Annotated in this window: 20 protein-coding genes; 2 read left to right on the top strand and 18 right to left on the bottom strand. The window is 33.5% G+C overall.

The genetic code is table 11. The features are described 5' to 3' along the window. Positions 1-66: 66 nt before the first annotated feature. The 14 genes from AC4FQ3_RS06120 to gltB all read right to left on the bottom strand — a co-directional run bounded on the left by AC4FQ3_RS06120 (position 67) and on the right by gltB (position 18,301). Positions 67-930, bottom strand: coding sequence for an alpha/beta hydrolase (locus tag AC4FQ3_RS06120; RefSeq protein WP_491181252.1), 864 nt, complete (start codon positions 928-930; stop codon positions 67-69). A 70-nt stretch (positions 931-1,000) separates the two neighbouring features. Then, entirely contained in the window at positions 1,001-1,681 is a 681-nt protein-coding gene (locus AC4FQ3_RS06115; RefSeq protein WP_491181251.1) for a GNAT family N-acetyltransferase, read from the bottom strand. A 15-nt stretch (positions 1,682-1,696) separates the two neighbouring features. Continuing rightward, a complete protein-coding gene (locus AC4FQ3_RS06110) occupies positions 1,697-2,215 on the bottom strand; it encodes a hypothetical protein (RefSeq protein WP_491181250.1) in 519 nt (172 codons plus the stop codon). A 55-nt stretch (positions 2,216-2,270) separates the two neighbouring features. Beyond that, positions 2,271-3,458, bottom strand: coding sequence for a hypothetical protein (locus tag AC4FQ3_RS06105; protein WP_491181249.1), 1,188 nt, complete (start codon positions 3,456-3,458; stop codon positions 2,271-2,273). 261 nt (positions 3,459-3,719) lie between these two features. Continuing rightward, positions 3,720-4,883: an acetyltransferase domain-containing protein gene (locus AC4FQ3_RS06100; protein ID WP_491181248.1), complete on the bottom strand. Its 1,164-nt coding sequence runs from the start codon at positions 4,881-4,883 to the stop codon at positions 3,720-3,722. Positions 4,884-4,900: 17 nt separating this feature from the next. Beyond that, positions 4,901-5,290, bottom strand: a complete 390-nt coding sequence (locus tag AC4FQ3_RS06095) for a VOC family protein (protein WP_491181247.1) — start codon at positions 5,288-5,290, stop codon at positions 4,901-4,903. 218 nt (positions 5,291-5,508) lie between these two features. Continuing rightward, positions 5,509-5,874, bottom strand: a complete 366-nt coding sequence (locus tag AC4FQ3_RS06090) for a hypothetical protein (RefSeq protein ID WP_491181246.1) — start codon at positions 5,872-5,874, stop codon at positions 5,509-5,511. A 16-nt stretch (positions 5,875-5,890) separates the two neighbouring features. Beyond that, entirely contained in the window at positions 5,891-6,346 is a 456-nt protein-coding gene (locus tag AC4FQ3_RS06085) for a hypothetical protein (RefSeq protein ID WP_491181245.1), read from the bottom strand. A 325-nt stretch (positions 6,347-6,671) separates the two neighbouring features. Next, the gene (locus AC4FQ3_RS06080; RefSeq protein WP_491181244.1) at positions 6,672-7,619 is read right to left on the bottom strand and encodes a phosphatase PAP2 family protein; all 948 of its coding nucleotides are present in this window, start codon (positions 7,617-7,619) and stop codon (positions 6,672-6,674) included. Between the two features lie 677 nt (positions 7,620-8,296). Continuing rightward, positions 8,297-9,289 (bottom strand): hypothetical protein, encoded by a 993-nt coding sequence (locus AC4FQ3_RS06075; RefSeq protein WP_491181243.1) that lies wholly within the window; start codon positions 9,287-9,289, stop codon positions 8,297-8,299. Between the two features lie 251 nt (positions 9,290-9,540). Further along, on the bottom strand, positions 9,541-10,161 hold the full coding sequence (locus AC4FQ3_RS06070; RefSeq protein ID WP_491181242.1) for a hypothetical protein: 621 nt from the start codon (positions 10,159-10,161) through the stop codon (positions 9,541-9,543). 519 nt (positions 10,162-10,680) lie between these two features. Continuing rightward, positions 10,681-11,904 (bottom strand): diaminopimelate decarboxylase, encoded by a 1,224-nt coding sequence (gene lysA, locus AC4FQ3_RS06065; protein WP_042566561.1) that lies wholly within the window; start codon positions 11,902-11,904, stop codon positions 10,681-10,683. Between the two features lie 313 nt (positions 11,905-12,217). Beyond that, complete coding sequence (locus AC4FQ3_RS06060) at positions 12,218-13,672, bottom strand: glutamate synthase subunit beta (RefSeq protein WP_073394243.1); 1,455 nt, start codon at positions 13,670-13,672, stop codon at positions 12,218-12,220. A gap of 111 nt (positions 13,673-13,783) precedes the next feature. Then, positions 13,784-18,301: a glutamate synthase large subunit gene (gltB, locus tag AC4FQ3_RS06055; RefSeq protein ID WP_042566722.1), complete on the bottom strand. Its 4,518-nt coding sequence runs from the start codon at positions 18,299-18,301 to the stop codon at positions 13,784-13,786. Positions 18,302-18,717: 416 nt separating this feature from the next. Here gltB and sucC point away from each other — a divergent pair, with 416 nt between their 5' ends. Further along, complete coding sequence (gene sucC / locus AC4FQ3_RS06050; protein ID WP_042566560.1) at positions 18,718-19,911, top strand: ADP-forming succinate--CoA ligase subunit beta; 1,194 nt, start codon at positions 18,718-18,720, stop codon at positions 19,909-19,911. Between the two features lie 373 nt (positions 19,912-20,284). On the opposite strand, the gene AC4FQ3_RS06045 is transcribed toward sucC, so the two are convergent. Both AC4FQ3_RS06045 and AC4FQ3_RS06040 read right to left on the bottom strand, forming a co-directional pair. After that, complete coding sequence (locus AC4FQ3_RS06045; RefSeq protein ID WP_042566559.1) at positions 20,285-20,743, bottom strand: DUF1456 family protein; 459 nt, start codon at positions 20,741-20,743, stop codon at positions 20,285-20,287. A gap of 41 nt (positions 20,744-20,784) precedes the next feature. Next, a complete protein-coding gene (locus tag AC4FQ3_RS06040; RefSeq protein ID WP_491181241.1) occupies positions 20,785-21,795 on the bottom strand; it encodes a dipeptide epimerase in 1,011 nt (336 codons plus the stop codon). Between the two features lie 84 nt (positions 21,796-21,879). Between AC4FQ3_RS06040 and AC4FQ3_RS06035 the strand changes: the two genes are divergently transcribed. Then, positions 21,880-22,281, top strand: a complete 402-nt coding sequence (locus AC4FQ3_RS06035; RefSeq protein ID WP_042566557.1) for a hypothetical protein — start codon at positions 21,880-21,882, stop codon at positions 22,279-22,281. Here the strand turns inward: AC4FQ3_RS06035 and uvrB are convergent. Then, entirely contained in the window at positions 22,278-24,269 is a 1,992-nt protein-coding gene (gene uvrB, locus AC4FQ3_RS06030) for an excinuclease ABC subunit UvrB (RefSeq protein WP_491181240.1), read from the bottom strand. The genes AC4FQ3_RS06035 and uvrB overlap by 4 nt on opposite strands. A 142-nt stretch (positions 24,270-24,411) precedes the next feature. Beyond that, positions 24,412-25,350: an alpha/beta fold hydrolase gene (locus AC4FQ3_RS06025; protein ID WP_491181239.1), complete on the bottom strand. Its 939-nt coding sequence runs from the start codon at positions 25,348-25,350 to the stop codon at positions 24,412-24,414. Positions 25,351-25,500: the final 150 nt, after the last annotated feature.

Raw genomic sequence — 25,500 nt, 5'->3', positions numbered from 1 at the left:
TGATTTATCTGTGCAAAGATATAAAAAATATTTTTTTACACTATTTATAAGATTTTACAAGTTTGCTTATTCTTTATTTTCTTTTGGATACAAAACTCTAAAAGCATTAGAAACAGCCTGATGTAATATAGTGCCATGGTTTTCGAAAGGGAGATATTCAAAATGTACGTTTATATTTTTATTTTCAACACACATGATTTTGTCAGCTAAGAAACTAGCATCATCTTCCATAACTCTCGGGATTTCAGTTGGTGTAATTCCTTCATTACCAACTGCAATATAAATATCGATAGGCTGTTTAAAAAGGGCCAGCAAAGGCAACTGATCATCATTTAATATACAGCCATTATCCCACCATATACTTGGACTTATGATGATATATTTATTGAAAAGGGATGGTTTTGTAAATAAGATTTCAGTTTCTAATAATCCGCCTAATGATTGCCCGATTATAGTTTTCGAGTTATTGGTCTTGTATTTTTTTTCGATAAGAGGCTGTAATTCTTTTTCAATAAAAGAAATAAATTTATCAGAATGGCCAGATGTCGGATAGGCTTCTTTGTCTTTTGCAATTGTAGTTGGAAAAGTAAAATCCCTTCTGCGATCTACTGTTGCAATTCCCACAACAATTGATTTTGGAACCTTATTGACCCATTCGAAACTATTAAATTGTACCAAACCGGCGATATGAATAAAGTCTTCATTTGCCGAACCGTCCAATAAATAAATTACAGGATATTTTACAGCATCTGCAGGATTGTAACCTTCAGGTAAATAAATGTTTATAATTCTTTTTTCTCCTAATTCTTTAGAATCAATTTCTTCAATTACACCTAATACAAAGGGTTTTGTTGTTGCTGTTGATTTATTTTTTTGTCCAAAAATCGTTAATGAGAAAATAAAGAAAAAGAAAATTAAGATTTTGTTCATTTGTTTTATTTGAATAGGTACTGAAATTTTGAAATCAAAGTTAGGATTAAAATATCAATACTTAATTTAATTACTTTGTAATATTCCACAAACTTATTTTTCGTCTTGTTACAAAGCCCAGTTTTTCATAAAGTTTAATGGCTCCAATATTACTTTCTACAACGTGCAGAAACGGAGTTTTATTTTCTTCAAAAATAGCATTTACAACATGCGTAATCAATTGTTTTGCGTACCCTTTTCCGGTATGATCCGGATGCGTAACGATCGCGCTGACTTCGGTGAAATCATTCATTTTCATGCGTTCTCCAGTAATCGCAACCAATTGATTTTCTTTAAAAATTCCGAAATAATTTCCCAATAAAGGTGTTTTATTTTTAAAATATCCCGGCTGCACCAAATTCACCAAAGTGCATAATTCTTCATTATGAATTTCTGTTAGCCTTACAATTTCAGTATCAATAGAAAGCTCAATTTTCTCGTAAATAATCATCTGAAGACAAACTAATTCTTTGGTAATTTTTACAGCATCAGAGATTTCAGGTTTTTCACCTACTATAAAAAAGTTATTGTTTAAAGTGGAATAATGATCGATTGCACCAGCAATATTTTCAGAATCGATAAAACCGCCAAATGGACAATAATCAGGATTATAAAATTTGGTGTTTCCGTAATCAATCGCAAATCCTTTATGGGTTTCTGATAAAGAATGCCAAACGGGATTGTCTAGTTTATTTTCTTCTAAGGTTTTCATTATTAGAGTTTTTAATCACTGTACTATTTTTGCCTTTAAAATTTCTTCCAGGTCAATTATGCTTTTTCTGCTTTCAAATTTAAATCCAAAAGAGACCATTACAATTCCTACTATGAGCATAAAAAACGGAATTAGCATAAATATTCCGGTTTCAGAATTTAAACCCTCTCCGAATATTATATTATACAATACCGCTAAACAAGCAATAGAAACTCCGCCTAACCAAAGAATCATAAAAGCTTTGACAAAATCAATCAAACCCATTTTAACATTTATTTTCGAACCATTGATGTCATCTGCAATTTCACCTTTGATCACAGGTAAAAATGAGTTTCGGTAGTTTATCGCTTTTTTAATTTCAAATCGATTTTGATAAACTTTACCAATATATGGCTTAGAATAAGAAAATCTGTTGGCACCAAGACCAAAAGATTTTTCGGCTTCAATTTCATTTTGAAGATGCGCAACTAATTCTTCTTTGGTAAATGTCGAACGGTAAACTAATTCTTCAAAGGGTAATAATTTTTTTAGCATTTATTTTTAATTGTATTTGGGTTTAATTGTTATCACCTTGCTTGGTAATCATTAATTAACCCCTAAATTTATTTTTCACAATAATATCTTTAAGCCTCGCTTTTAAATCTTCTCCCGTATCGTAAACCATTTGTTCGTTGTTCGGAAAAGGCACTGCGCGTTTGTTAAAATAAGAAATATAACTATCCTCGCAAGCATTTCTATCTCCTTTGTAAGTCGAATAAATATTCTCAAAAACAAATTCACTTGTAACAGGAAATGTTTGTGCCAATTGATTTGTTTTCAAATCGACAAAATCAACCTTAGCAGTTACCTGGCAAGATTTAAATTGCCTGAACTCATACACATTAGCGCGAAGCATTCTGTAGTTGTCTACTTTTATTTCCTTGCCCAAACTATCTTTTACAGGTCTTCCACGGCTGTCTAAAAGCGTTTTTACACCATCTTTTATCTGTTTTTCCTTGATGAATTCCTTTTCTTTAATCTGCTCAGGCGAAATATTAATTTGTATAAAATTTACAATTAAACTGTAATCGTAAACAATATTTTTTTGTCTAACGCTATGGTAAACCGTCCATTTATCGTTTAATCCGTAAGTTTTAATATCCAATAAGTCATCCTGAAGTTGTTTCGGAATCACCATATTGGTTTCGTTTTTAGCATAAATATCTACAAAATCAGTTCCTTTAAACTGTGCGTCTTCCATCAGTTTTTTGGCATTTTTATATCCCGGATTAATACTTTCCAGATAGAATAAATTATCATACGCCTGTCTAAAATCCATTTTGTTTTTTGATTTTAAAAGCACCGAAGAAGTTTCATATAAATATTTAGAAAGTGCATTTTTGCTGCTCACAATCTGATCTGAATAATTATCAAACGGAAAACTGGCATTTTTGCCCTGCTTCAATAAAGGCAGCGGCAATAAAGGTCTTATTTTTTCCTGACGATTATTCAATTGCAGATATGTATTATAAATGCGCTCAGAATTTGCAGGATTAGCTTCTTTTATCATCACTTCAAGATTACGCAAATCCCTGTCTTTTGCTTTCGCAAACGCTTCTTCAAGCAAAAACACATAATCCTGTTTTCCTTTCGAATCTTTTTTAGTTTTCAAAGCCTCGACAGCGCGGTCGATTGCTCCGTCGTAATTTCCGTCACTTAACATTGATTGCGTGGTTTTTACACCACACGAAGAAAATAGTATAAGTAAAAAAGAAAAAAGTAAAGTAAATTTTTTCATCCTAAGACCAATTGATTTTTTCAGCTGTAAATATATCGGTTTTAGATTAATTCAGTTGTAAGAGAAATATCATTTTAAAATTTAAGGAGCAGAAGTTTTCGTTTCCATAATAACTACCTGTCCCGCTTTCGCCTTTATCTCTTCGTCCCGATATTCATCGGGACTGCGAGGATACCGGCTCTATCGGGGCTAGATTAGAAATTTATTTTTTATAAGAAATTGAGATTGATACAACATGAAAAAAAGAAAAAAGAAATAACTCTAGATATATCGAAGCCACCAGTTTGTTTTTTTCGCTTTATAGTCTCCATACCAAATACAAGGTTTATAAAGAATAACTACAATACTTATCCAAATTAAATAAATTCCCCAGAGCGGTAATCCGCTTTCTATGTTTTTGGGTCTTCCAAAAGTTCCGGTTGCAAATTCAAGTTGTGACCAATCAAACCCTTGTGCAAAAAGCATTATGAGTGTTATAGTATGAATTAGATAAAAATGAATGATAAAATAAAACAAAGGCACTTTTCCGTAAACAACAGTCACTTTTTTAATTCCGTTATTAAACTGATCAGCAAAGGCAAGAAGTAAAAGCATGATGCCTAAAGTAACCAGACAATATAGAAGAGAAGGTGGATATTTAGTAACATTCATAAAGGAAAGAAATGTAAAAACCGCGTCTTTTTGTGTTGACCATAGTGCAGGATCTCCATAAATATTGATAAATCGCAGCATAATAAATAATCCTAAGGTACCAAAACCGAATTTTATAAATACTTTTTTTCTTTCTTCTTTTGCCATTTCAAAATACCTTCCAAAACCAAATCCGGTTAACATAATTCCTAACCACGGAATTGGCGGATAACCCATAACAAAAACTTTTCCGGCAAAAACAGGAACCGCAATTGGACTAAAAAATGGAGTTAAAACTGCTTTAAAAACCGATCCTTCGCTAAATGGAATAAGTGGCAGAAGGTTATGACAAAAAATGATAATAAGTCCCGTAATACCTAATTGTTTTGCGGGTATTTTTAAAAGTAAGCCTAAAATAACAAACCCAAAACCTATTGTGGCTATGACTTGAAACAATAAGGTATGAAAACCAATGTCAAAAAATAAACCAAAATTGACAACTGTAAATTCGAGAAATATCAGCCAAAAACCTCTTTTAATAAGATGTTGTCTTACTTCTTGTATATTGTTTTTGCTTTTCAGCGAAAGATAAACAGAAGTTCCTGCCAGGAAAACAAAAGTTGGAGCGCACAAATGTGTAATCCAACGCGTAAAAAACAGCAAAGGAGTTGTAGTTACTAAATCGGTTGGACTTTGAGTGATAGCGTCAACGTGCATTAAATCGCGAACGTGGTCTAATGCCATAATTATCATTACAATTCCTCGTACTATATCAATTGAATTTTCTCTTTTCATTTTTAGAACTTCTTAGTTTACTGCGGCCAATACAAAACATTAAATTTATGACCATCCGGATCAGCAAATCCAAAGAAATATCCTTTTTCAAAGCTTTGTGGTTCGGCAAAAATTGCTCCGCCTGCATTTTTAACATTCAGCAGCCATTGATGAACTTCATCTGTACTGTCGGCCGAGATCGAAAATATAATTTCATTTCCTTTTGTAAGGTCCGACGCCTCACTATTAACGGCCCATTTAAATCTTTCTTTTACAAAAAAATGAATGATAAAATTATCTTCTCCAAACATAAAACTTGTCAATTCAGTATTTGTTCCGTTTGGTTTAAATCCTAATTCACTATAGAATTTGGTTGTTCGCTGCAGATCTTCGACGCCTAAATTGGCCCATATTTTTTTAGTTTTCATAAGATTAGTTTTTAAAAATTAGATTTATTTTAACTACTAAAATTTTTCTGATACTAAATTTAAGGAATTTTAAATTAAAATAGGAATGTAGACGCACTGCTGTGCGCCTCTACGGATTTAGATTGGAGATATTGCCAATGTTTATTTTACATAAGATTTTTGTAGAGACGCACAGCAGTGCGTCTAACGTATGACAAGGACATATAATTTGATTTATGTTATTTCTGTATTCTAATTTTTACCTGATAAACAATCTCCCAAAAAATAATTGAAAAAACGGCATTGGCAAATATTGCTGTTTTAACCTGATACGGATCGTAATTTAAAAACAGGTGTAAATTTGTGAACTTCAAAGCTAAGAATAGGGATAAAGCTGCAATTGCAACAGAGCAGATTATATTTAATAAAGCTGTCCATTTTAGGCCTAAGAAAGTATAGATAATATTTAAAACAGCAAAACCACAACCTAAAGTTATATAAGGATCTGTTTTTAATTTTTCGCCCAATAACAATAAAAGAGGAGTTGAAGTAAGATATAGAAAAAATAATATCGAGTAAAGCAGGATTCTAATTTGTGGTTTCATTTTTATGTTGTTTTAGCTATTGAGCTGGTAAAATTCTATCTATTTTTGTTTCCGATTTTTCTTTAATAGGGCTATCAGGATGAAAACTCCAGATGATTAGAAATTTTCCTATTGCAAGATATTCTTCCGGATGTTCGTCTGTTGGTTCTTTGGCTTTTCCCCAAAGTAATCCCTGTAGAAAACTATCACCTTTAAATCTGTGATCAAATTCAAAATACATTACAGAGCCGCTATCTCCTTTACTTTTAAAACTTTGAATTTCTTTACTTTTTACAGTTCCAACAAAACTGGCGTAGGTGGCAATATCATTATAAAAATTACAAGCCTGCGGAGAAATGCAAATATGACCGTCGCTTAAAGTATAGCTTTTGGGAATTTCTTTTCCTTTTAGTTTTAAATCAGCAATAGTTTGGCTAAATATATTAGTAGTAAATAACAGGAATAATACCGACAGGGGAATCGTAATTTTCATAGGTTTTTATTTTAGTGGTAATTGAATTTTTACCAAGCTAAAATAATATTTTTATTTGAGGTAATTGAAGTGGATTTTGCGTTAGGAGTAAAATAGAATATTGCTTTCGCAAAGGCATTTGCTTTTAAATATAATATTTTACAGTAATGAATTTTATTTATCTTGAAAACGAGTGCGTTAGGGATAGAGGCGTTATCCTTTTGTAAAGTGGAACGGAACAAAAGATATAGCCGATCCCGAAGCTTCGGGACGACCCGGAGGGGGACGCAAAAAAAATCCTATTCGCGTTTCGGGAACAGGAATAGTTTTTTGTGTTATTTAGAGTCTAAAAAGTTCCAATAAATTGCAGCCCAATCATAGAATTTGAAATTTGAGGAATTAATTGTTTGTGCATTGTAAATTTTTTAGGATTTTCGTTAAAAGCATTAGATTCTTTTTTTGCCATTTGCTTACGACTGCTAATTACTATAGATCGCCCGATTATTGTACCGATTAATCCACCTACCAATAAGTCTGAAACCCAGTGATCGTGGCTTTTTATATCTGAAAGAAATACTGCGGTTACAAATGTATACGGTATCCAGTAATTGTTGTATTCCATTTGAAATACTTTGGCAACAGCAAAATAAGAGGTAGCATGAAAAGAAGGAAATGAAGTAGCATCACCTCCATGTGTCAGGTGAACTTGATTGTAGTTTCCAAAATCCCAAGGATTTTTTGTCCAGGGCTCTTCGACAGGATTATTATCATTTATTCTTCTTTGAGGTCTTTTTCGTGATGCTATAGTTTTTAGAACTACCTGACTTATAACATAAGAATAGGCTAAAGATTTAATAGCATTTACAGCTACAACCTGCCCTTTTTTGTTGTTGATGGCTAGTGAACCTGCATATAACCCAATGATTGGGTAAACAATATAGATGTCGGTTCCGATAACGTGAGGGATTGAGCTTTCAACTTTAGGTAAACTATACTTAATATTAGGTTCTACATTATCGTGCCAAAAACCGGTCGTATGTCTGTCAACGGCTATTAAACCAATTATTCCCGCGGTATAAATAGCAGTTCTTTTCCAGTCACTTGAAATGGTATGCCCCATCGCTGAAAAATCACCGGGAACACTAAGAACGCTGTTAGCAAGTACAGAACCGGCTACTTTGAACCGATTTTCTTTTTTAATTTTTAGACTGTCGTGTTTTATTTTTAAAGTGTCATGCTGAGAAAAACAGGGAATAGAAAGTATGCTAAAAAAGATTAGGGTGTAAAATTTCATAGTAAAAACAATTTGAAATTAAAATTATTTAAATATTAATTAAGCTTCATATAACACAAAAAAAGATACTTTTTTGTAATTTTTACGGATTTTAAACTAGGCGATTATGTTTTTCATTTTGTTTAGTTGTCAAAAAACTTCAAACTTATTATCCCATTTTTTAAAGATTAAATAAACTTTGTTAACATATCGGGTTTGATTAACTGTAATGAAAAAAATATTTGCCAAGATGTTAAAATTGAGCATCTTATAGTTTACAAAATAAACCAATCCCTATGTCTAATATAGGAAAAAATAATGTAAGATTTTTAGTAACAACGATTTTTTTTTGAATTTATTGGGGGATAAATAGGGTATTTTAACGAGATAAAATGATTTTTTTTGGGAAGTAAATTTTTGGTTTTGAGGATTTTGGATTTTGAAGGCAGTGATTTTGAATTATTGAAAATATTGAGCAAAAATTATAATGATAATGTATGAGTCTCGTGATCTAACAATACTTTGTCTAATTGAGTTTTTAACTTTGATATCGAGGATTTTTAATTATTCTATATTGTCAGTATGAAGTGGAAGACTTCGTAGAGCAACTCAGTTTCATTAGAATATTTGAGAGAGCTGAGAAACTTTGCAGATCAACTCAGCTTAATAGAAGCCTCTTTGAAACAGATGGCTGGGTTTTATAATTCGTATCGTGCCTCGCTTAAATTGAACTTTAGCTCAAAATTAAAATTATGTTCAGCTTTCCATTTATGATATTCTTCAAAATTTAAAATTACACTATCTGGAATAATTAATATCATTTTGTATTGTTCCATTAAGAATTCATTTAGGAATGGTGAATTAATAATTTTATTTAGGTTTTTTAAATATTCTTTAGTTTCTTCTTTTGAAGAATATTTGTGTTTATATTCAAACAAAACAAATTGTTTTAAAGCTTCTTTATGCATATCAATATACAAATCCTGAAATCCTGAATATTTTTCCCTTTCATCAAGATTTTTTATTAGCCATTCAAACTTTTTGAAAGTATACGCCATAGTGGAAACTAACATTGTTGAGTCTTTCATTGCGGCATTAGTAAATGTAATTGCACCTTTAAGTTTAAATAATTTTAGACCTGTTAATCTTGAAGGCTCAATTTTGTTTATTATTTTAGTTTCTAAATCAATTAAGTTTTTATTGTCTAACTCTGAAGATGTTATTCGAATTTTAAACATCCAAGTTCCACATTCAAATATAGTTAACAAGCTGTTTTCATTATTTGAATTTTTTGAAATTCCTCGTACTCCGTTACAAGTATAATCAGCACCTTTATGATTTAGTAATTTTAGATTTTTAACATCTATATCATTATTAAAAATCACGTTGTAAACAGTTAAAAACTCATTTCTTAATCTACCTTCATTTCCAATTTTGTCAGGATATAGATAGATATTGATTTTTGTATTTTGCTTTTCGTAGGTGACACCAATATTCTCATCTTTTTTATCAAACGAGTAAGCATCAATTAAATTAAATTCATCTATGTTTTTTGGAAATTCTGTTTTAGTTTCAGAATGAAAAAAAACATCTTTATACTTAAGTTTTTTTGGTGAAGTTCTTAATTGGGAGAAGCTATTAATACTAATAAGTAGAAATAGAGGTAATATTCTTAACGTGTTTATTTTCATAGTTTAATTATGGTTTATCCTATTTTTTCGATTCCGTTTTGTATTAATGCCAACGCTTTTGCACTTCTAAACTTTTACAAATTATAAGATGGAAAATGGTGATTAGTTTGAATTTAGAATGACAAGAGAAATATTATATTTTGACAAACTACTGTTTTGTATTTGTTTATTTTTTAATGATTTTCTCACTTTTAATTATATCAATTTTCCCTTGCTGCGCGAAGTCTCCTAACCTCGGACAACTTCAATAATTATGTTGCATTTTTATTTATTTGTTTTCTTAAAAGATGAATAACTAAAAAGAAAATGAACGCTAAGATTGCCCACTTTGAAGAATTTCCTGATTCGGTCATTCGATTGTTATATTCTTTTCCATAAGTTCCCGAATGCTTTATAGATCCAAGAGCGAACATCATTTTTTGAAAATTTGATTTGTCGTTCTTAGGATTGTCAAAAAGCTGAATATTGATCCACCCTTTTTCTCCGAGACTTTTTGCTTCAAATAATGTTTTTCCAAATATATTATATCTGGCAAGCGAATAGTTTTTATTTGAGTCAATTATTAATGTATCGCATTTATAGTCTTTGGCAGTTATTTTATTTAGCATTTTCAGTACACTTTCAGATCTTTCTGCACCTGCACCTGGATTCTCATAATACTGATATCCAATTGTTGGTGATTCTTCAATATTAGTTGAGTCAACAAAAATTTTCCCATTTTCATAAAAAGCATCATATTTTAATCTGGCATTTTCTTTTTTTAATTGAGAAAACTCACTTGGAACCTTGAAAGTTAAATCTCGCAATTCAATTTTGGTTTGAGAATAAAAATTAATTGTTGTAATTAAAATTAGTAGAAAAGGATTTTTCATAGAGAACTGTAGATGTTTTTTATTCTTGCTAAAATATTGAAATTATAAATATAAACTAGATAAACATCTTTTATTTCTAAGTGAAACAAAACTGCGTCAGGGATAGAGGCGGTATCCTTTTGTGAAGTGAAACGGAGCAAAAGATATAGCCGAAAGCCCGGCCCGAAGGGAGACGCCCAGAATATTAAATTCCAAGTTTTTAAAATTCCAAATTCCAAGCTTTGTCGAGTTACTTGTGGAGATTCTTCGTTCCTCAGAATGACAAACGTAATGGTTACTTTGCGTGGGCTTCGACTTCGCTCAGCCTGACAATATTGAGCTTAGAATGTTATGATAAAAAATCCGTTTTAATCCGTGCTTTCGCAAAGCGAATCCGTGTCATCCGCGTTCTATATTGACGATTTGCTTTGTAGAGTTTCTTGCGAAGATTTCTCATTCTTCGAAATGACAAGATTGCGCAAAAAAAATCCCGCCTCAATTAAGAAACGGGATTAACTAGATATTCTCTTTTTTTTTATTTTAAACTGTTGCAGCAATTTCTTGTGGCAACGGAATTTGATTTTTAAGTAAATCTTCGAAAGTTTCGTGTTGACGAATCAAGATTCCTTTTCCGTCTTTCCATAGAACTTCGGCTGGTTTGTATCTTGAATTGTAGTTTGAAGACATTGAGAAACAATACGCTCCGGCATTTCTGAAAGCTAAAATATCACCTTCTGTAATTTCAGAGATTCTGCGGTTGTTGGCAAAAGTATCTGTTTCGCAAATGTATCCTACAACAGAGTAAAAACGCTCTTTTCCTTTTGGATTAGAGATGTTTTCAATATAATGTTGTGAACCGTAAAACATCGGACGGATTAAGTGGTTGAAACCACTATCAACTCCGGCAAAAACTGTTGATGTTGTTTGTTTTACTACATTTACTTTTGCTAAGAAGAAACCTGCTTCGCTCACCAAAAATTTTCCTGGTTCGAAAATCAACGTTAAATCTCTGCCGTATTCTGCGCAGAAAGAATTGAATCTTTTTGATAATTTTTTACCTAATTCTTCAATATCTGTTTCGATATCATCTTTTTTGTAAGGAACTTTAAATCCGCTTCCGAAATCTAAAAATTCTAAATCTTTAAAATGTTTTGCTGTATCAAACAGGATTTCAGCAGCATACAAGAATACTTCGATATCAAGAATATCAGATCCTGTGTGCATGTGAATTCCAACAATACTCATTTTTGTGTTTTCAACAATTCGCAATATATGCGGTATTTGATGTACAGAGATTCCGAATTTACTATCGATGTGTCCAACAGAAATATTAGCATTTCCTCCCGCCATTACGTGTGGATTGATACGAATACATACCGGAATTTGTGGATATTTTGTTCCGAATTGCTCCAGAATAGATAAGTTATCAATATTGATTTGAACACCCATTGCGGCAACTTCTTCGATTTCTTCTAGAGAAACTCCGTTTGGTGTAAAGAAAATTTTGTCAGGATCATAGCCAGCATGAAGTCCCAATAAAACTTCTTGAATTGATACAGTATCTAAACCAGACCCCATGTTCTTTAATAACTGAAGAATCGCAACGTTAGACAATGCCTTCATGGCGTAATTAACTCTCAAGTTTTCTACCTTAGAGAAAGCTTTAGTTAATCTATTGTACTGTGATTGGATTTTTTCGGCATCATAAACATATAATGGACTTCCAAATTGGTCTGCTAACTGCAGTAGATCTTTTGCTTGCATTTTTATAAACTATTTTGAGCAAAGTTATTACACTTTTGAGTAACAGCAAATTTTTTGTAGAAAAATAACAAATTATAACAAATTGTTTAATTTTAAACAAAAATCGACTTATTTCGAATTTTTATAAAAAAATTTAGCCCGCGGATTGTGCGGGTTAAACGGATGGACACAGATTTTAATATAAAGATAAAAAAAAACTGCGTAAATCTGTTGAATCCGTGCAATCCGCGGGCTAAATTTCTGCAAAAAAAGCCGCTAAAATTCCAAGTATATAAACTCAGAACCTTAGCGACTTAGTATCTTAGAATCTTAATTATAAACTCGGTAAATCTCCGTTTCCTTTAGTTGGAAGATTAGTAGATCCCATCAAGAACAAATCTACTTCTCTTGCAGCTTCGCGACCTTCAGAAATTGCCCAAACTATTAATGATTGTCCTCTTCTCATATCACCTGCAGTGAAAATGTGCGGAACATTTGTTTGATAATTTTTTGCCTGATAGTTGCTTCTCATATCTAATTCAAGACCTAATTGCTCGCTTAATGTTTTCTCCGGACCTGTAAATCCAAGAGCCAATAAAGCTAATTCGCAAGGCCAGATTTTTTCAGAACCTTCTTTTTCGATTAATTCAGGACGTTGACCAGGAGTCATTTTCCATGCTACTTCAACGGTTTTTAATCCGGTTAATTCTCCTTTATCATTAGAAATGAATTCTTTAGTATTAATTAACCAGTTTCTGTCGCAGCCCTCTTCGTGAGAAGAAGATGTTTTCAACTGCAACGGCCAGAAAGGCCAAGGAGTTGATTCGCTTCTTCCAACCGGAGGTTTTGGTAAAATCTCAAAATTTGTTACCGATTTTGCACCGTGTCTGTTTGAAGTTCCAACGCAGTCAGATCCTGTGTCTCCACCACCAATAACGATTACATTTTTTCCGGTTGCTTTAACCTGATCAGGAATTGACTCTCCGTATAAAACTTTCGTTTGTTGCGTTAAGAAATCCATTGCCTGAACAACACCTTTGCTTTCGATTCCTTTAGTTGGCAAACTTCTTCTTTCTGTTGCTCCTCCGCATAAAACGATAGAATCAAAAGCGTTTAGTTCTTCAATGCTGAAGTTTACACCAACGTTTACATTTGTTTTAAAAGTAATCCCTTCAGCTTCAAGGATTGCTACACGTCTGTCAATAATTCCTTTTTCTAATTTGAAATTTGGAATTCCGTAACGTAATAAACCTCCAATTGCATTGTCTCTTTCAAAAACCGTAACTGTGTGTCCGGCTCTGTTTAATTGTTGAGCAGCAGCTAATCCGGCAGGGCCAGAACCAATAACGGCAACAGTTTTTCCTGTTCTTGTTTTGGGTGCTTGTGGTTTGATCCATCCTTCTGCAAAACCAATTTCAACAATGTTTTTTTCGATGTTTTCGATAGAAACAGGATCTTTTATGATTCCTAATACACATGCTTTTTCGCATGGAGCAGGGCATAAGCGACCTGTGAATTCCGGGAAATTATTAGTAGACTGCAAAATTTCTAATGCACCCTGCCATTCTTCCTGATGTACCATGTCGTTGAAGTCAGGAATTAAATTTCCTAACGGACAACCACTGTGGCAAAAAGGAATACCACAATCCATACATCTTGAACCTTGTTCTTTTACTTTATCTTTTGCTAACGGAATAGTAAATTCGTTGTAGTTAGAAACACGTTCTGCTACTGCAAGATTACTTTCGTCGGCTCTGTTATATTCTTTAAATCCGCCTATTTTACCCATGACATTTTTAATTAAATTCCAATTTCTTTAAATTCCAAATTCCATTTTTTTATTACTATAGGCATTGATATTGCCATTGGAATTTGGAATTTTATTTTTTGAAATTGATTTTTATCCAGCTATTAATTCTTCTATTTTTTTCTCTTCTGCAATTCGTTGTAATGCTTTTTTGTAATCAGTTGGCATTACTTTTACGAAATGTTTCTGCTCATTTTCCCAGTCTGCTAAAATTCTTTTTGCTAATGGACTGCTTGTGTACAATGAATGGTTTTTAATCAATCTTCTTAGTTTTGTAACATCCTCTTCTTCTATCGGATCAAATGCAACCATTTCCATGTTACATAATGTTGAATCAAATTTTTGATTTGGATCGTAAACATAAGCTACACCACCGCTCATACCAGCTGCGAAGTTTCTTCCTGTTTTTCCTAAAACAACCACTGTACCACCGGTCATGTACTCGCATCCGTGATCTCCAATTCCTTCAACAACCGCAGTTGCTCCAGAATTTCTCACACAAAAACGCTCTCCGGCCATTCCATTAATATAAGCCTCTCCGGTAATAGCTCCGTAAAGGGCAACGTTACCAATAATGATGTTTTCTTCAGGTTTGAAGGTTGCAGTAGGAGGGACTTTGATAATCAATTTTCCTCCAGAAAGCCCTTTTCCTAAATAATCATTACAGTTTCCGTGAATTTTAAACGACAATCCGTTTGTTGCAAAAGCACCAAAACTTTGTCCGGCAGAACCTTCAAAATCAACTAAAATAGTGTCATCAGGTAATCCTTGTGCACCATAGATTTTTGAGATTTCATTACTCAAAATGGCGCCTACAGAACGGTCTGTATTTTTAATTTTAAATGTAACTCTTGTTTTTTCTTTTCTATAAATAGAAGGAATCGCTTCTTTGATGATTGCAAAATCCAATACATTTTCAAGTTGGTGATCCTGCTCTGTTGTATTGTGATTCGGAACCGTTTTCGCTTTTTCCGGTTTGTATAAAATTGATGATAAATCTAAACCATTGGCTTTGTAATGTTTGATCGCTTTATTCACATTTAATTTTTGTGACTGACCTACCATTTCTTTTAAGGTTCTGAAACCTAATTGCGCCATGATTTCTCTTAATTCTTCAGCAATAAAATACATAAAGTTGATTACATGCTCCGGAGTTCCTTTGAAATTTTTTCTCAATTCAGGATCCTGAGTTGCAATACCAACCGGACAAGTATTTAAGTGACAAGCTCTCATCATAATACATCCCGAAGCAACAAGCGGAGCAGTAGCAAAACCAAATTCTTCAGCTCCTAACAATGCAGCGATAGCTACGTCACGACCTGTTTTTAACTGTCCGTCGCACTCTAAAACCACACGGCTTCTTAAATCATTTAAGATTAAAGTTTGCTGAGCTTCTGCTAAACCAAGTTCCCACGGAATACCTGTGTGTTGTAATGAAGTTAATGGTGCAGCACCTGTTCCTCCATCATAACCTGAAATAAGAATAACGTCAGCTTTTGCTTTGGCAACACCGGCAGCAATAGTTCCAACACCCACTTCAGAAACTAATTTTACGTTTACACGTGCTTCACGATTTGCATTTTTCAAATCATAAATCAACTGAGATAAATCCTCAATCGAATAAATATCGTGGTGAGGCGGAGGCGAAATCAAACCTACATAAGGTGTAGAGTTTCTGGTTTCGGCAATCCAAGGCACTACTTTTTCTCCAGGAAGCTGACCACCTTCTCCAGGTTTTGCCCCTTGAGCCATTTTAATCTGGATTTCTTTAGCGTTTGTCAAATAATTGATCGAAACACCAAAACGTCCCGAAGCAACTTGTTTGATCGCACTGTTTCTTGAATCTCCGTTAATTTCTTTCTGGAAACGTTTCGGATCTTCTCCACCTTCTCCAGAGTTACTTTTTCCGCCAATTCTGTTCATTGCAATCGCTAAATTCTCGTGTGCTTCTCTACTGATAGATCCGTAAGACATAGCACCTGTTTTGAATTTTTTTACAATTTCTGTCCAAGGTTCTACTTCATCAATAGAAATTGGATCTAAATTATTGAATTCAAACATTCCTCTAATTGTCATTAGGTTAGAGCTTTGCTCATTGACCATATTAGAGTATTCTTTATAACTTTCAGGACTGTTCAAACGAACAGCTTGTTGTAATTTAGCAATAGTTGTTGGATTAAACATGTGTTTTTCTCCGCCACGTCTCCATCTGTAAATACCTCCAATTTCTAAAGGAAGCAAACTTGCCACTTTTGAATTTGGAAATGCTTTTTGAAAACGTTTCTTCACTTCTTTTTCTACTTCCATCAAACCAATTCCTTCGATTCTTGAAGGTGTGTAAGGGAAGTATTTAGAAGTAAATGTTTTGTTTAAACCTAAAATCTCGAAAATCTGGGCAGCTCTGTAAGAATGTAAAGTAGAGATACCAATTTTGTTCATGATTTTAACGATTCCCTTTGCAATTGCTTTGTTGTAATTTACAATTGCATAATCAGCTTTTACACCTTTAATAAATCCTTGGTTTACCTGATCGTGAATGATTTCATTTACCATGTATGGATTGATCGCACTTGCACCATATCCAAACAATAAAGCAAAATGATGCGGTTCACGAGGTTCTGCAGATTCGATTATTATTCCGAATTTTGAACGAACTTGTAAAATGTTCAAAGAGTGGTGAATGTAAGAACAAGCCAATAACATAGGAATTGGAGCCATTTGCTCACTAACACCTCTGTCTGATAATATGATAACATTGCAACCTTCAGAAACTGCTTTGTATGTTGCCTGAACACATTTTTCAAGAGCACGTTCTAAACCGTTAACTCCTTTTTCTATTTTATATAAAGTAGAAATGGTAGCCGATTTAAAATCTGCGTGATCAATGTTTCTTATTTTATCTAAATCCTCATTAGAAATAACCGGATTTTGGATTTTTAGTTTTTTACATTGTTTTGATTCAATTTCAAAAATATTGAAATCTCCACCTACCGCTAAACTGATATCTGTAATGATTTCTTCACGAATACCATCCAAAGGCGGGTTGGTAACCTGAGCAAATAATTGTTTGAAATAGTTGTATAACAATTGAGGCTGGTCTGATAAAACTGCTAAAGGTGTATCGTTACCCATAGAACTAATAGCTTCAGCTCCCTGACCACCCATTGGGTTGATGATTGTTTTTAAATCTTCAATTGTATAACCAAATAATTTTTGTCTCGTTAAGAAATCCAGTTTCTCAACAGGAGTTGGATTATTTGTGTACGGAACTTTAGATAAAGGCAATAAGTTTGCGTCTAACCATTCCTGATAAGGGCGTTTTGTAACTATCGCTTTTTTAACTTCTTCATCCTCAATAATACGACCTTCGTTCATATCCACTAGGAACATCTTTCCTGGCTCTAAACGACCGTGCTGAATTACATCTTCGGGATCAATATCCAATACACCAATTTCTGATGACATGATTACAAAACCGCTTTTTGTTAAAGTATAACGAGAAGGACGCAATCCGTTTCTGTCTAATAAGGCACCAATTACGTTACCATCTGTAAACGGAATAGAAGCAGGACCATCCCAAGGTTCCATAATACAAGCGTTAAACTCGTAGAAAGCTCTTTTTTCAGGAGACATAGTTTGGTGTTTTTCCCAAGCTTCAGGAACAACCATCATCATGGCTTCCGGCAATGAGCGGCCAGTCATTAATAAAAGTTCCACCACCATATCCATAGAAGCAGAATCTGATTTTCCTTCTAAGATAATTGGGAATAATTTTTTGATGTCATCACCAAAAACTTTGCTTTGCATTAATTCTTCACGGGCACGCATACGGCTTACGTTTCCACGAAGCGTATTGATTTCACCATTATGACACATGTATCTAAATGGCTGTGCTAAATCCCATGAAGGGAAAGTATTTGTAGAGAAACGTTGGTGTACAAGCGCCAAACGCGTCACTAAATCGGGATCTTTTAAGTCAACATAATAACGGCTGATGTCTTCCGGCATCAATAGACCTTTATATATTATGGTAGTTGTCGATAAACTAGAGAAATAAAACATGTGGCTTTCAGAAGTTTTTGATCCTCTAATAGCATGTTCAGCAATTTTTCTAGCGGCAAAAAGTTTTGCATTAAATTCATTTTCAGTTAACTCCTGACCGTTTTTGCTAACAAAAACCTGTTTAACTGTTGGTTCTTTTTCTGCGGCAATCTGCCCTAAATTCTCCACTTCAACAGGTACATCTCTCCAGCCTAAGATCTTTAAGTTCTGATCTTTAACTGTTGATTCAAATGTTTTCATGCAAAAAGATACCTGGTTTTTGCTTTTTGGTAAAAAAACCATTCCTACTGCATACTCACGCGTTTCAGGGATTTCAAAGTCACATACTTTTTTAAAGAAGTCATGAGGGATATCAAATAAAATTCCTGCTCCATCACCAGTTCGTCCGTCAGAACTTACTGCACCACGATGTTCCAATTTTATTAAGATGTCCAATGCTTTGTGAATGATGTCATTAGATTTAATACCATTCAAATTACAAATAAATCCTGCACCACAATTGTCGTGTTCAAATTCAGGCAAATAAAGCCCTTGTTCTTTAACTCTCATTCTTGATATTTTTTCTACAAAAATAAAGATTTCGTTAAACATAATGTATCAAAAATCTATTTTCACTTACATTTTTGTTGTAATAGTAGAAAAAGAGTTCTTAAATGATAATAATATTATAGAAACCATTGCTAAATGATAAAATCACAATATGTTTTAAATTATATTAGGAAAAATCCTTTGGGAGCTATTGAAATCACTGATGGTTTTGTTAAATTTCAAACGAAATAGTGTTTTTTAGTTAACAATTTACATACAATTGTTTAACCGTTTGTTTTCTTTTAAAAAGAATAACAATCTAATATATATCAGAGTGGTTTTTTTAATTGAAAAACATTTTACTATTAAGTTGAATTTTGCTATTTTTGTCGCACTTTTATTCTGAACTAAATTCAGAACCAGACAAATTCTATATTATGAACATACACGAATATCAAGGAAAAGAAATTTTAGCAAGTTACGGAGTACGCATTCAACGCGGAATTGTGGCTAACAATGCAGTTGAAGCTGTGGCTGCTGCAAAACAATTAACTGCCGAAACCGGAACAGGATGGCACGTAATAAAAGCACAAATTCACGCAGGTGGTCGTGGAAAAGGTGGTGGAGTTAAGTTAGCTAAAAACTTGCAACAAGTTGAAGAAATTGCAGGACAAATTATCGGAATGCAATTGATTACTCCTCAAACTTCTGCAGAGGGTAAAAAAGTAAACAAAGTTTTAGTAGCTGAAGATGTTTACTATCCTGGTGAAAGTGAAACTTCTGAATTCTATGTTTCTGTTTTATTGAATAGAGCAACAGGTCGTAACATGATCATGTATTCTACTGAAGGTGGAATGGATATCGAAGAAGTTGCTGAGCACACACCACACTTAATTTTCACAGAAGAAGTTGATCCATCTGTTGGATTACAAGGTTTTCAGGCAAGAAGAATTGCTTTTAACTTAGGTCTTTCTGGAAATGCTTTCAAAGAAATGGTGAAATTCATCGACGCCCTTTACAATGCTTACATTGGTTCTGATGCTTCTATGTTTGAAATCAACCCGGTTTTGAAAACATCTGATAACAAAATTATGGCTGTTGATGCTAAAGTAAATATCGATGATAATGCTTTATACAGACAACCAAAATATGCTGAAATGAGAGATATCCGTGAGGAGAACCCAATCGAAGTTGAAGCTAAAGAAGTAGGATTGAACTATGTAGATCTTGACGGTACTGTAGGATGTATGGTAAACGGAGCAGGTCTTGCAATGGCAACTATGGATTTAATTAAATATGCCGGTTTTGAGCCTGCTAACTTCCTTGACGTTGGTGGAACTGCTGATGCAAAACGTGTTGAAACTGCTTTCCGTATTATCTTAAAAGATCCAAACGTAAAAGCAATTTTAATTAATATTTTTGGTGGAATCGTTCGTTGTGACCGTGTGGCGCAAGGAGTAGTTGACGCTTACAAAAATATGGGTGATGCTATTAAAGTGCCAATTATCGTTCGTTTGCAAGGAACAAATGCTGAAATTGCAAAAGAATTAATTGACAATTCTGGTATGCCAATTTTATCTGCTGTTCAGTTTCAAGAAGCTGCAGATCAAGTTAAAGCTGCATTATCTTAATCAAATAAGAAATCAATTATATAGAAAATCCCTTCGATATTCGGAGGGATTTTTTTGTTTTTAACCGCAAAGGACACCAAGGTTTTTTGAAGTATTGTGAATACAAACGCAAAGTTCGCAAAGCTAAATCAATAAAATTTCGCGGATTGTATTTCAGCATAGCCCGTGGTTTCAACCACGGGGACGTTCAGATATATTGTATGATATGCGTTGGATTCCCGCGGTTGAAACTGCGGGCTATATTTGAAGATAGGATTGTAGTTATAATAGTTATAATCCCTTTAAACGCAAAAGTTCGCAAAGCTAAATATAGCCTTACGAACTTTGCGTAAATCATTGCGCTCTTTGTGGTTAAACCACGTATCGAACGAAACTATTTTTTATTTTTACCGTTTTTGTAAACCACTTTTTCTACAACCTGAATTTTTGGTGAAGCTGGTTTTTTCTTAAAAGGTTTTTTAGCCGCAGTTCCTGTTTTAGAAGGTGCTTTATCGCCTCTTCCTTTTTCAGCATCTTTTGGACTTGCTTTAAATTCAGGTCTTTCTTTAGAAGTTTCCTTTTTTGGGATTTCAGCTTTATGCTTTGCTAAAACGTCATTCGGGTTTTTAGGGTTTTCTTTTGTACCTCTCAAATGAATTACCAATCCGTTAAGGAAATTACGCAAAACCTGATCACCACATTCCATGTAGTTTTCATGATCTTCAGCTCTGAAAAAAGCACCCAATTCTGATTTTGTAATTCTAAAATCTACTAATTCTAAAATTTCAACTATTTGGTCATCACGGAGCATCAAAGCCACGCGAAGTTTTTTTAAGATATCGTTGTTCGTCATCGTTTAATTTTTTACAAAGGTACATTATTTTAAAAAGAATGTCAGAACAAAATTACTCCCGTTCCCGTTCTCTCAGGATAATATGTTTTTCCATTTTTAATAGTAACACCGCTGGCAATATCTTCTGCCAATAATAATGCGCCATCCATATCTACGTAATCTAATTCAGGAAGTAAATGTGCGATTGCAGAAATTCCAACAGTCGATTCTGTCATACAGCCCACCATTGTTTTTAATCCCAGTTTTTTGGCCTCGGCAATCATTCTTTTTCCGGGTGTAATTCCGCCGCACTTCATGAGTTTTATATTAACTCCATGAAAATGATTGTGACATTTCGTAATATCACTTTCAGTAATACAACTTTCATCGGCTACAATGGGTAAAACCGAGTTTTTAAAAACTTCACGTTGTCCTTCCCAGTCATTTGCTTTTAAGGGTTGTTCGATAAATTCAACATTCAAGCTTTTTAAAATTTCAGCATTCAACAAAGTTTCATCGACTGTCCAGGCGCAATTGGCATCAACCCTAAAAATGGCGTCGCTGTGTTTTCGTAATTCTGTTACGATCGCAATATCATCAGGAGTTCCCAGTTTTATTTTATAAATTGGCCACGGAAGTTCTTCCATTTTGGCAATCATATTTTCAATGCTTCCAATACCAATTGTATAATTGGTTAACGGATTATGTGAAATATCATAATTCCATAATTCATATAATTTCTTGCCCTTTTTTCGGGCATATAAGTCATGATAGGCATTGTCTAAAGCGCATAAGGCAAAAGGGTTATGGACTAAATGGGAACTTATTTTGTTCCAGAATTCATCAGGAGTTTCGTTTGATGTTGCTTCAATTAAAGTTCGGATCTGTTCAATATCATTTTGAAGAATTTCAATTGTAATATTATAGTACGGATTAGAAGTTGCTTCTCCAAAACCTGAAAAATCATCTTCCTGCAATTCAACAATAAGAGAAGGCTGAAAATCGATTGATTTTCTTGAAATTCTAAAAGTATGTTTTAATTTAAGGTCGTAGGCTCTTATTATTAGTTTCATATATGACAGTAAATATATTTGAAGCGTACTATTTTTTGTGTTTTATGTTTAAAAACAATATTTTAGCTAAAAATAATAAATTTGATGAATACCGAAGAAGAAAAGAGAAGTTTACTTTTAGAAATGATTGCTTTTTCGACAGTCGATGGTGAGTTGCACAAACGCGAATTAGAATTCTTATGGCTTGTAGCACAGGAATTAAATATTGACCAGAAGCTTTTTCAGGATTTATTTCATCAGGAAAACATTCCGCAAATTATAAAATCAGAATTTCAGCGTATTCAGCAGTTTTACAGATTGGCTTTGATTATGCATTGCGATGGAATTTTGCATGAAAAAGAGGCAAAAGCAATTCAGCAAATTGCCATTGAAATGGGATTAAACCCAACAGCTACAAAACGTGTTTTAGATTTAATGAAAAAAGCGCCAAACGCGATGATTGACCCTAAAAAGCTATTAAAAGTTTTTCAGGAACAACACAATTAAGGCAATTGTTCCTGTAATTTTTTAATATCATCACGCAATTTTGCAGCCTGAAGAAAGTCTAATTCTTTTGCAGCTTTCTCCATCGATTTTCGTTTTTCGCGAATCATTTTTTCTAATTCTGCTTTTGACATATAAGCCGTTTCCGGTTCGGCAGCAGCAGAAAGTGTATGTCCTAATTCGTATTCTACTAAAGGATTTTTGGTAAATGCACTTTCGATTTTTTTGTTTAAAGCCTGAGGCGTAACATTATTTTCGACGTTATAGTTTATTTGTTTTGTTCTTCGATAATTCGTTTCATCAATGGTTTTCTGCATGCTTCCCGTAATTTTATCAGCATACATAATGGCTCTTCCATTTAAATTTCTTGCTGCACGACCAATTGTTTGGGTCAATGATTTATGATTACGTAAAAAACCTTCTTTATCAGCATCAAGAATTGCTACAAGCGAAACTTCGGGTAAATCCAGACCTTCACGAAGTAAGTTTACTCCAATTAAAACGTCAAAAATACCTTTACGTAAATCCTGCATAATTTCGATTCGTTCCAAAGTGTCAACTTCTGAGTGAATGTAACGGCAGCGAATGTTTACTTTGGTTAAATATTTGGCTAGTTCCTCAGCCATTCTTTTGGTTAAGGTAGTTACTAAAACTCTTTCATCTAACTCGCAGCGTACATGAATTTCTTCAATTAAATCATCAATCTGATTTAAACTCGGTCTAACTTCAATAACCGGATCTAATAATCCTGTCGGACGAATGATTTGCTCGACATAAATTCCGTCAGATTTTTGTAGTTCATAATCAGCCGGAGTTGCCGATACATAAATGACCTGATTTTGCAGGGCTTCAAATTCTTCAAATTTCAAAGGTCTGTTGTCCATTGCGGCAGGTAAGCGGAAACCATATTCAACCAGGTTTTCTTTACGGCTGCGATCGCCTCCGTACATGGCATGAACTTGCGAAACAGTTACGTGACTTTCGTCAACCACCATCAAATAATCATTTGGAAAATAATCTAACAAGCAGAAAGGTCTTGTTCCCGCTTGGCGTCCGTCAAGATAACGCGAGTAGTTCTCAATTCCGGAGCAATAACCCAATTCCCGAATCATTTCTAAGTCGAAATTGGTTCGTTCTTCCAGACGTTTTGCTTCCAGATGTTTTCCTATTTCTTTAAAATAATCAACCTGTTTTACCAAATCCTGCTGAATTTCCCAAATAGCACCTTGTAAAACTTCCGGAGAAGTCACAAACATGTTGGCAGGGTAAATCGTAAGTCTTTTGAATTTTTCAATAACTTGTGAGGTCTTAGCATCAAAGGATTCTATTTCTTCAATTTCATCTCCAAAAAAATGTATTCTGAATGCATCATCAGCATAACTTGGATATACTTCGACAGTATCACCTTTAATTCTGAAAGTTCCGGGATTAAAATCTGCTTCAGTTCTGGCATATAAACTTTGTACTAAACTGTGCAATAGTTTGGTTCTTGAAATAACCTGATCTCTGAAAATTTCGATTACATTTTTCTTGAATTCAACAGGATTTCCAATACCATACAAACAAGAAACCGAAGCTACAACCAAAATATCACGACGTCCTGAAAGCAGGGAAGAAGTAGTACTCAAACGCATTTTTTCAAGCTCTTCATTGATAGATAAATCTTTTTCGATGAAAACACCTGTTACGGGCATAAAAGCTTCCGGCTGATAATAATCGTAGTAAGAAACGAAATATTCAACGGCATTATTAGGGAAAAACTGTTTGAATTCTGAATACAACTGTGCCGCCAAAGTTTTGTTGTGTGCCAAAACTAAAGTAGGTCTTTGTACTTCCTGAATCACATTGGCAACTGTAAAAGTTTTACCGGAACCCGTAACTCCCAATAAAGTTTGATATTTATCACCATCGACAATACCTTGCGACAATTTTTGTATGGCTTGTGGCTGATCGCCTTTCGGACTATATTCTGAGGAAACTTGAAACTTCATTTTTGGCGTATGAAAAATTTGGTTTTGTAAAGATACGAAGTTTGGAATCTATAAAAAAGGATCGCCACGAATTCACGAATTTCGATTTTTCCATAAAATAATTCGTGAACATTCGTGTAATTTGTGGCTAAAAAACTTGTGACTATTTTAAAAAATCAATCATAGCATCATTCACAATTTTCGACTGATCAATACTTAGAAAATGCCCCGCATCTTTTATTGTTTTTGTTTTATTGCGGGATAAATACTTTTGTGCGCGCTCTAAACTATCTTCGGCATTTATAACATCTTGATCGCCAATTATAACCAAAACCGGATTATCAATCATTTTTAATTCGTCATCTGAAAAAGGATGCATTTTAAGCATGCTAGAATTTGATTTTGCGTATTTGTTTGCCAAATAAAATTGTCTTTTATAAACAGGACTAATTTTTTCGGGATGCGTTGAAAACGTTTCTAATGTTTTGCCGAATTTCTTTTCGCTTGGAAAAAGTTTCAGCATTAATGCTGATGACGTTTTGCCGACTTTATCGATAAATTTAAAAGTTTGTGCCGGACTCAGTAAAACAATTTTATCTATTGAATTTTTTCTTTGTGTGGCTAATAATGTAGCAATCCAGCCTCCGCGTGATGCCGCAACAATATCAAAGTTCTTTAATTTATAATGATTGAAAATTTCGTTATACAAAGTAATAATTTCCTCTGGTGAAAGAGGTTTTGCACTCAAGGTTGATTTCCCAGGTTCCATCATAAAGTCGATGGCGTAAACACGATGGTTTTTTGCTAAAGCTTTAATATTTGGATACCACATTGTTGAACTGGCATCCATTCCGTGAAGTAAAACCAAAGGTTTTTCATTTTTTGGTCCGGCCATAATAACGTGAGCTGTTCCAAAACTAGTTTTTATATCTTCTTCGGTATAAGGAACATCCCAAAGTTTGAGTGCCTTGTTGTAAGAAGTTATATAAGCGTTTTTTTCTTTTTTTGTCTGAAAAACATAATCGTCAAATTTTACTTTTTTGGAGGAAGCACAACCAACAATTAGAAACAATAAAAGAAATTTGGGTAGTAATTTTAACATAATGGTGAAATTCAATTTACATTAAAGGTAACATTAATATAAAATTCACAAGTATTATAATTTTGATTTAAAGTATCATAATTATAATATTTTTGAATTTCTGCTGATATGTCTTAATTTTCTCTTTAACCTCATTATGAGAATAAAAAT

This window comes from Flavobacterium sp. AK-345 (assembly GCF_058310175.1).
This window is presented reverse-complemented; position numbering and strand designations above follow the sequence as displayed.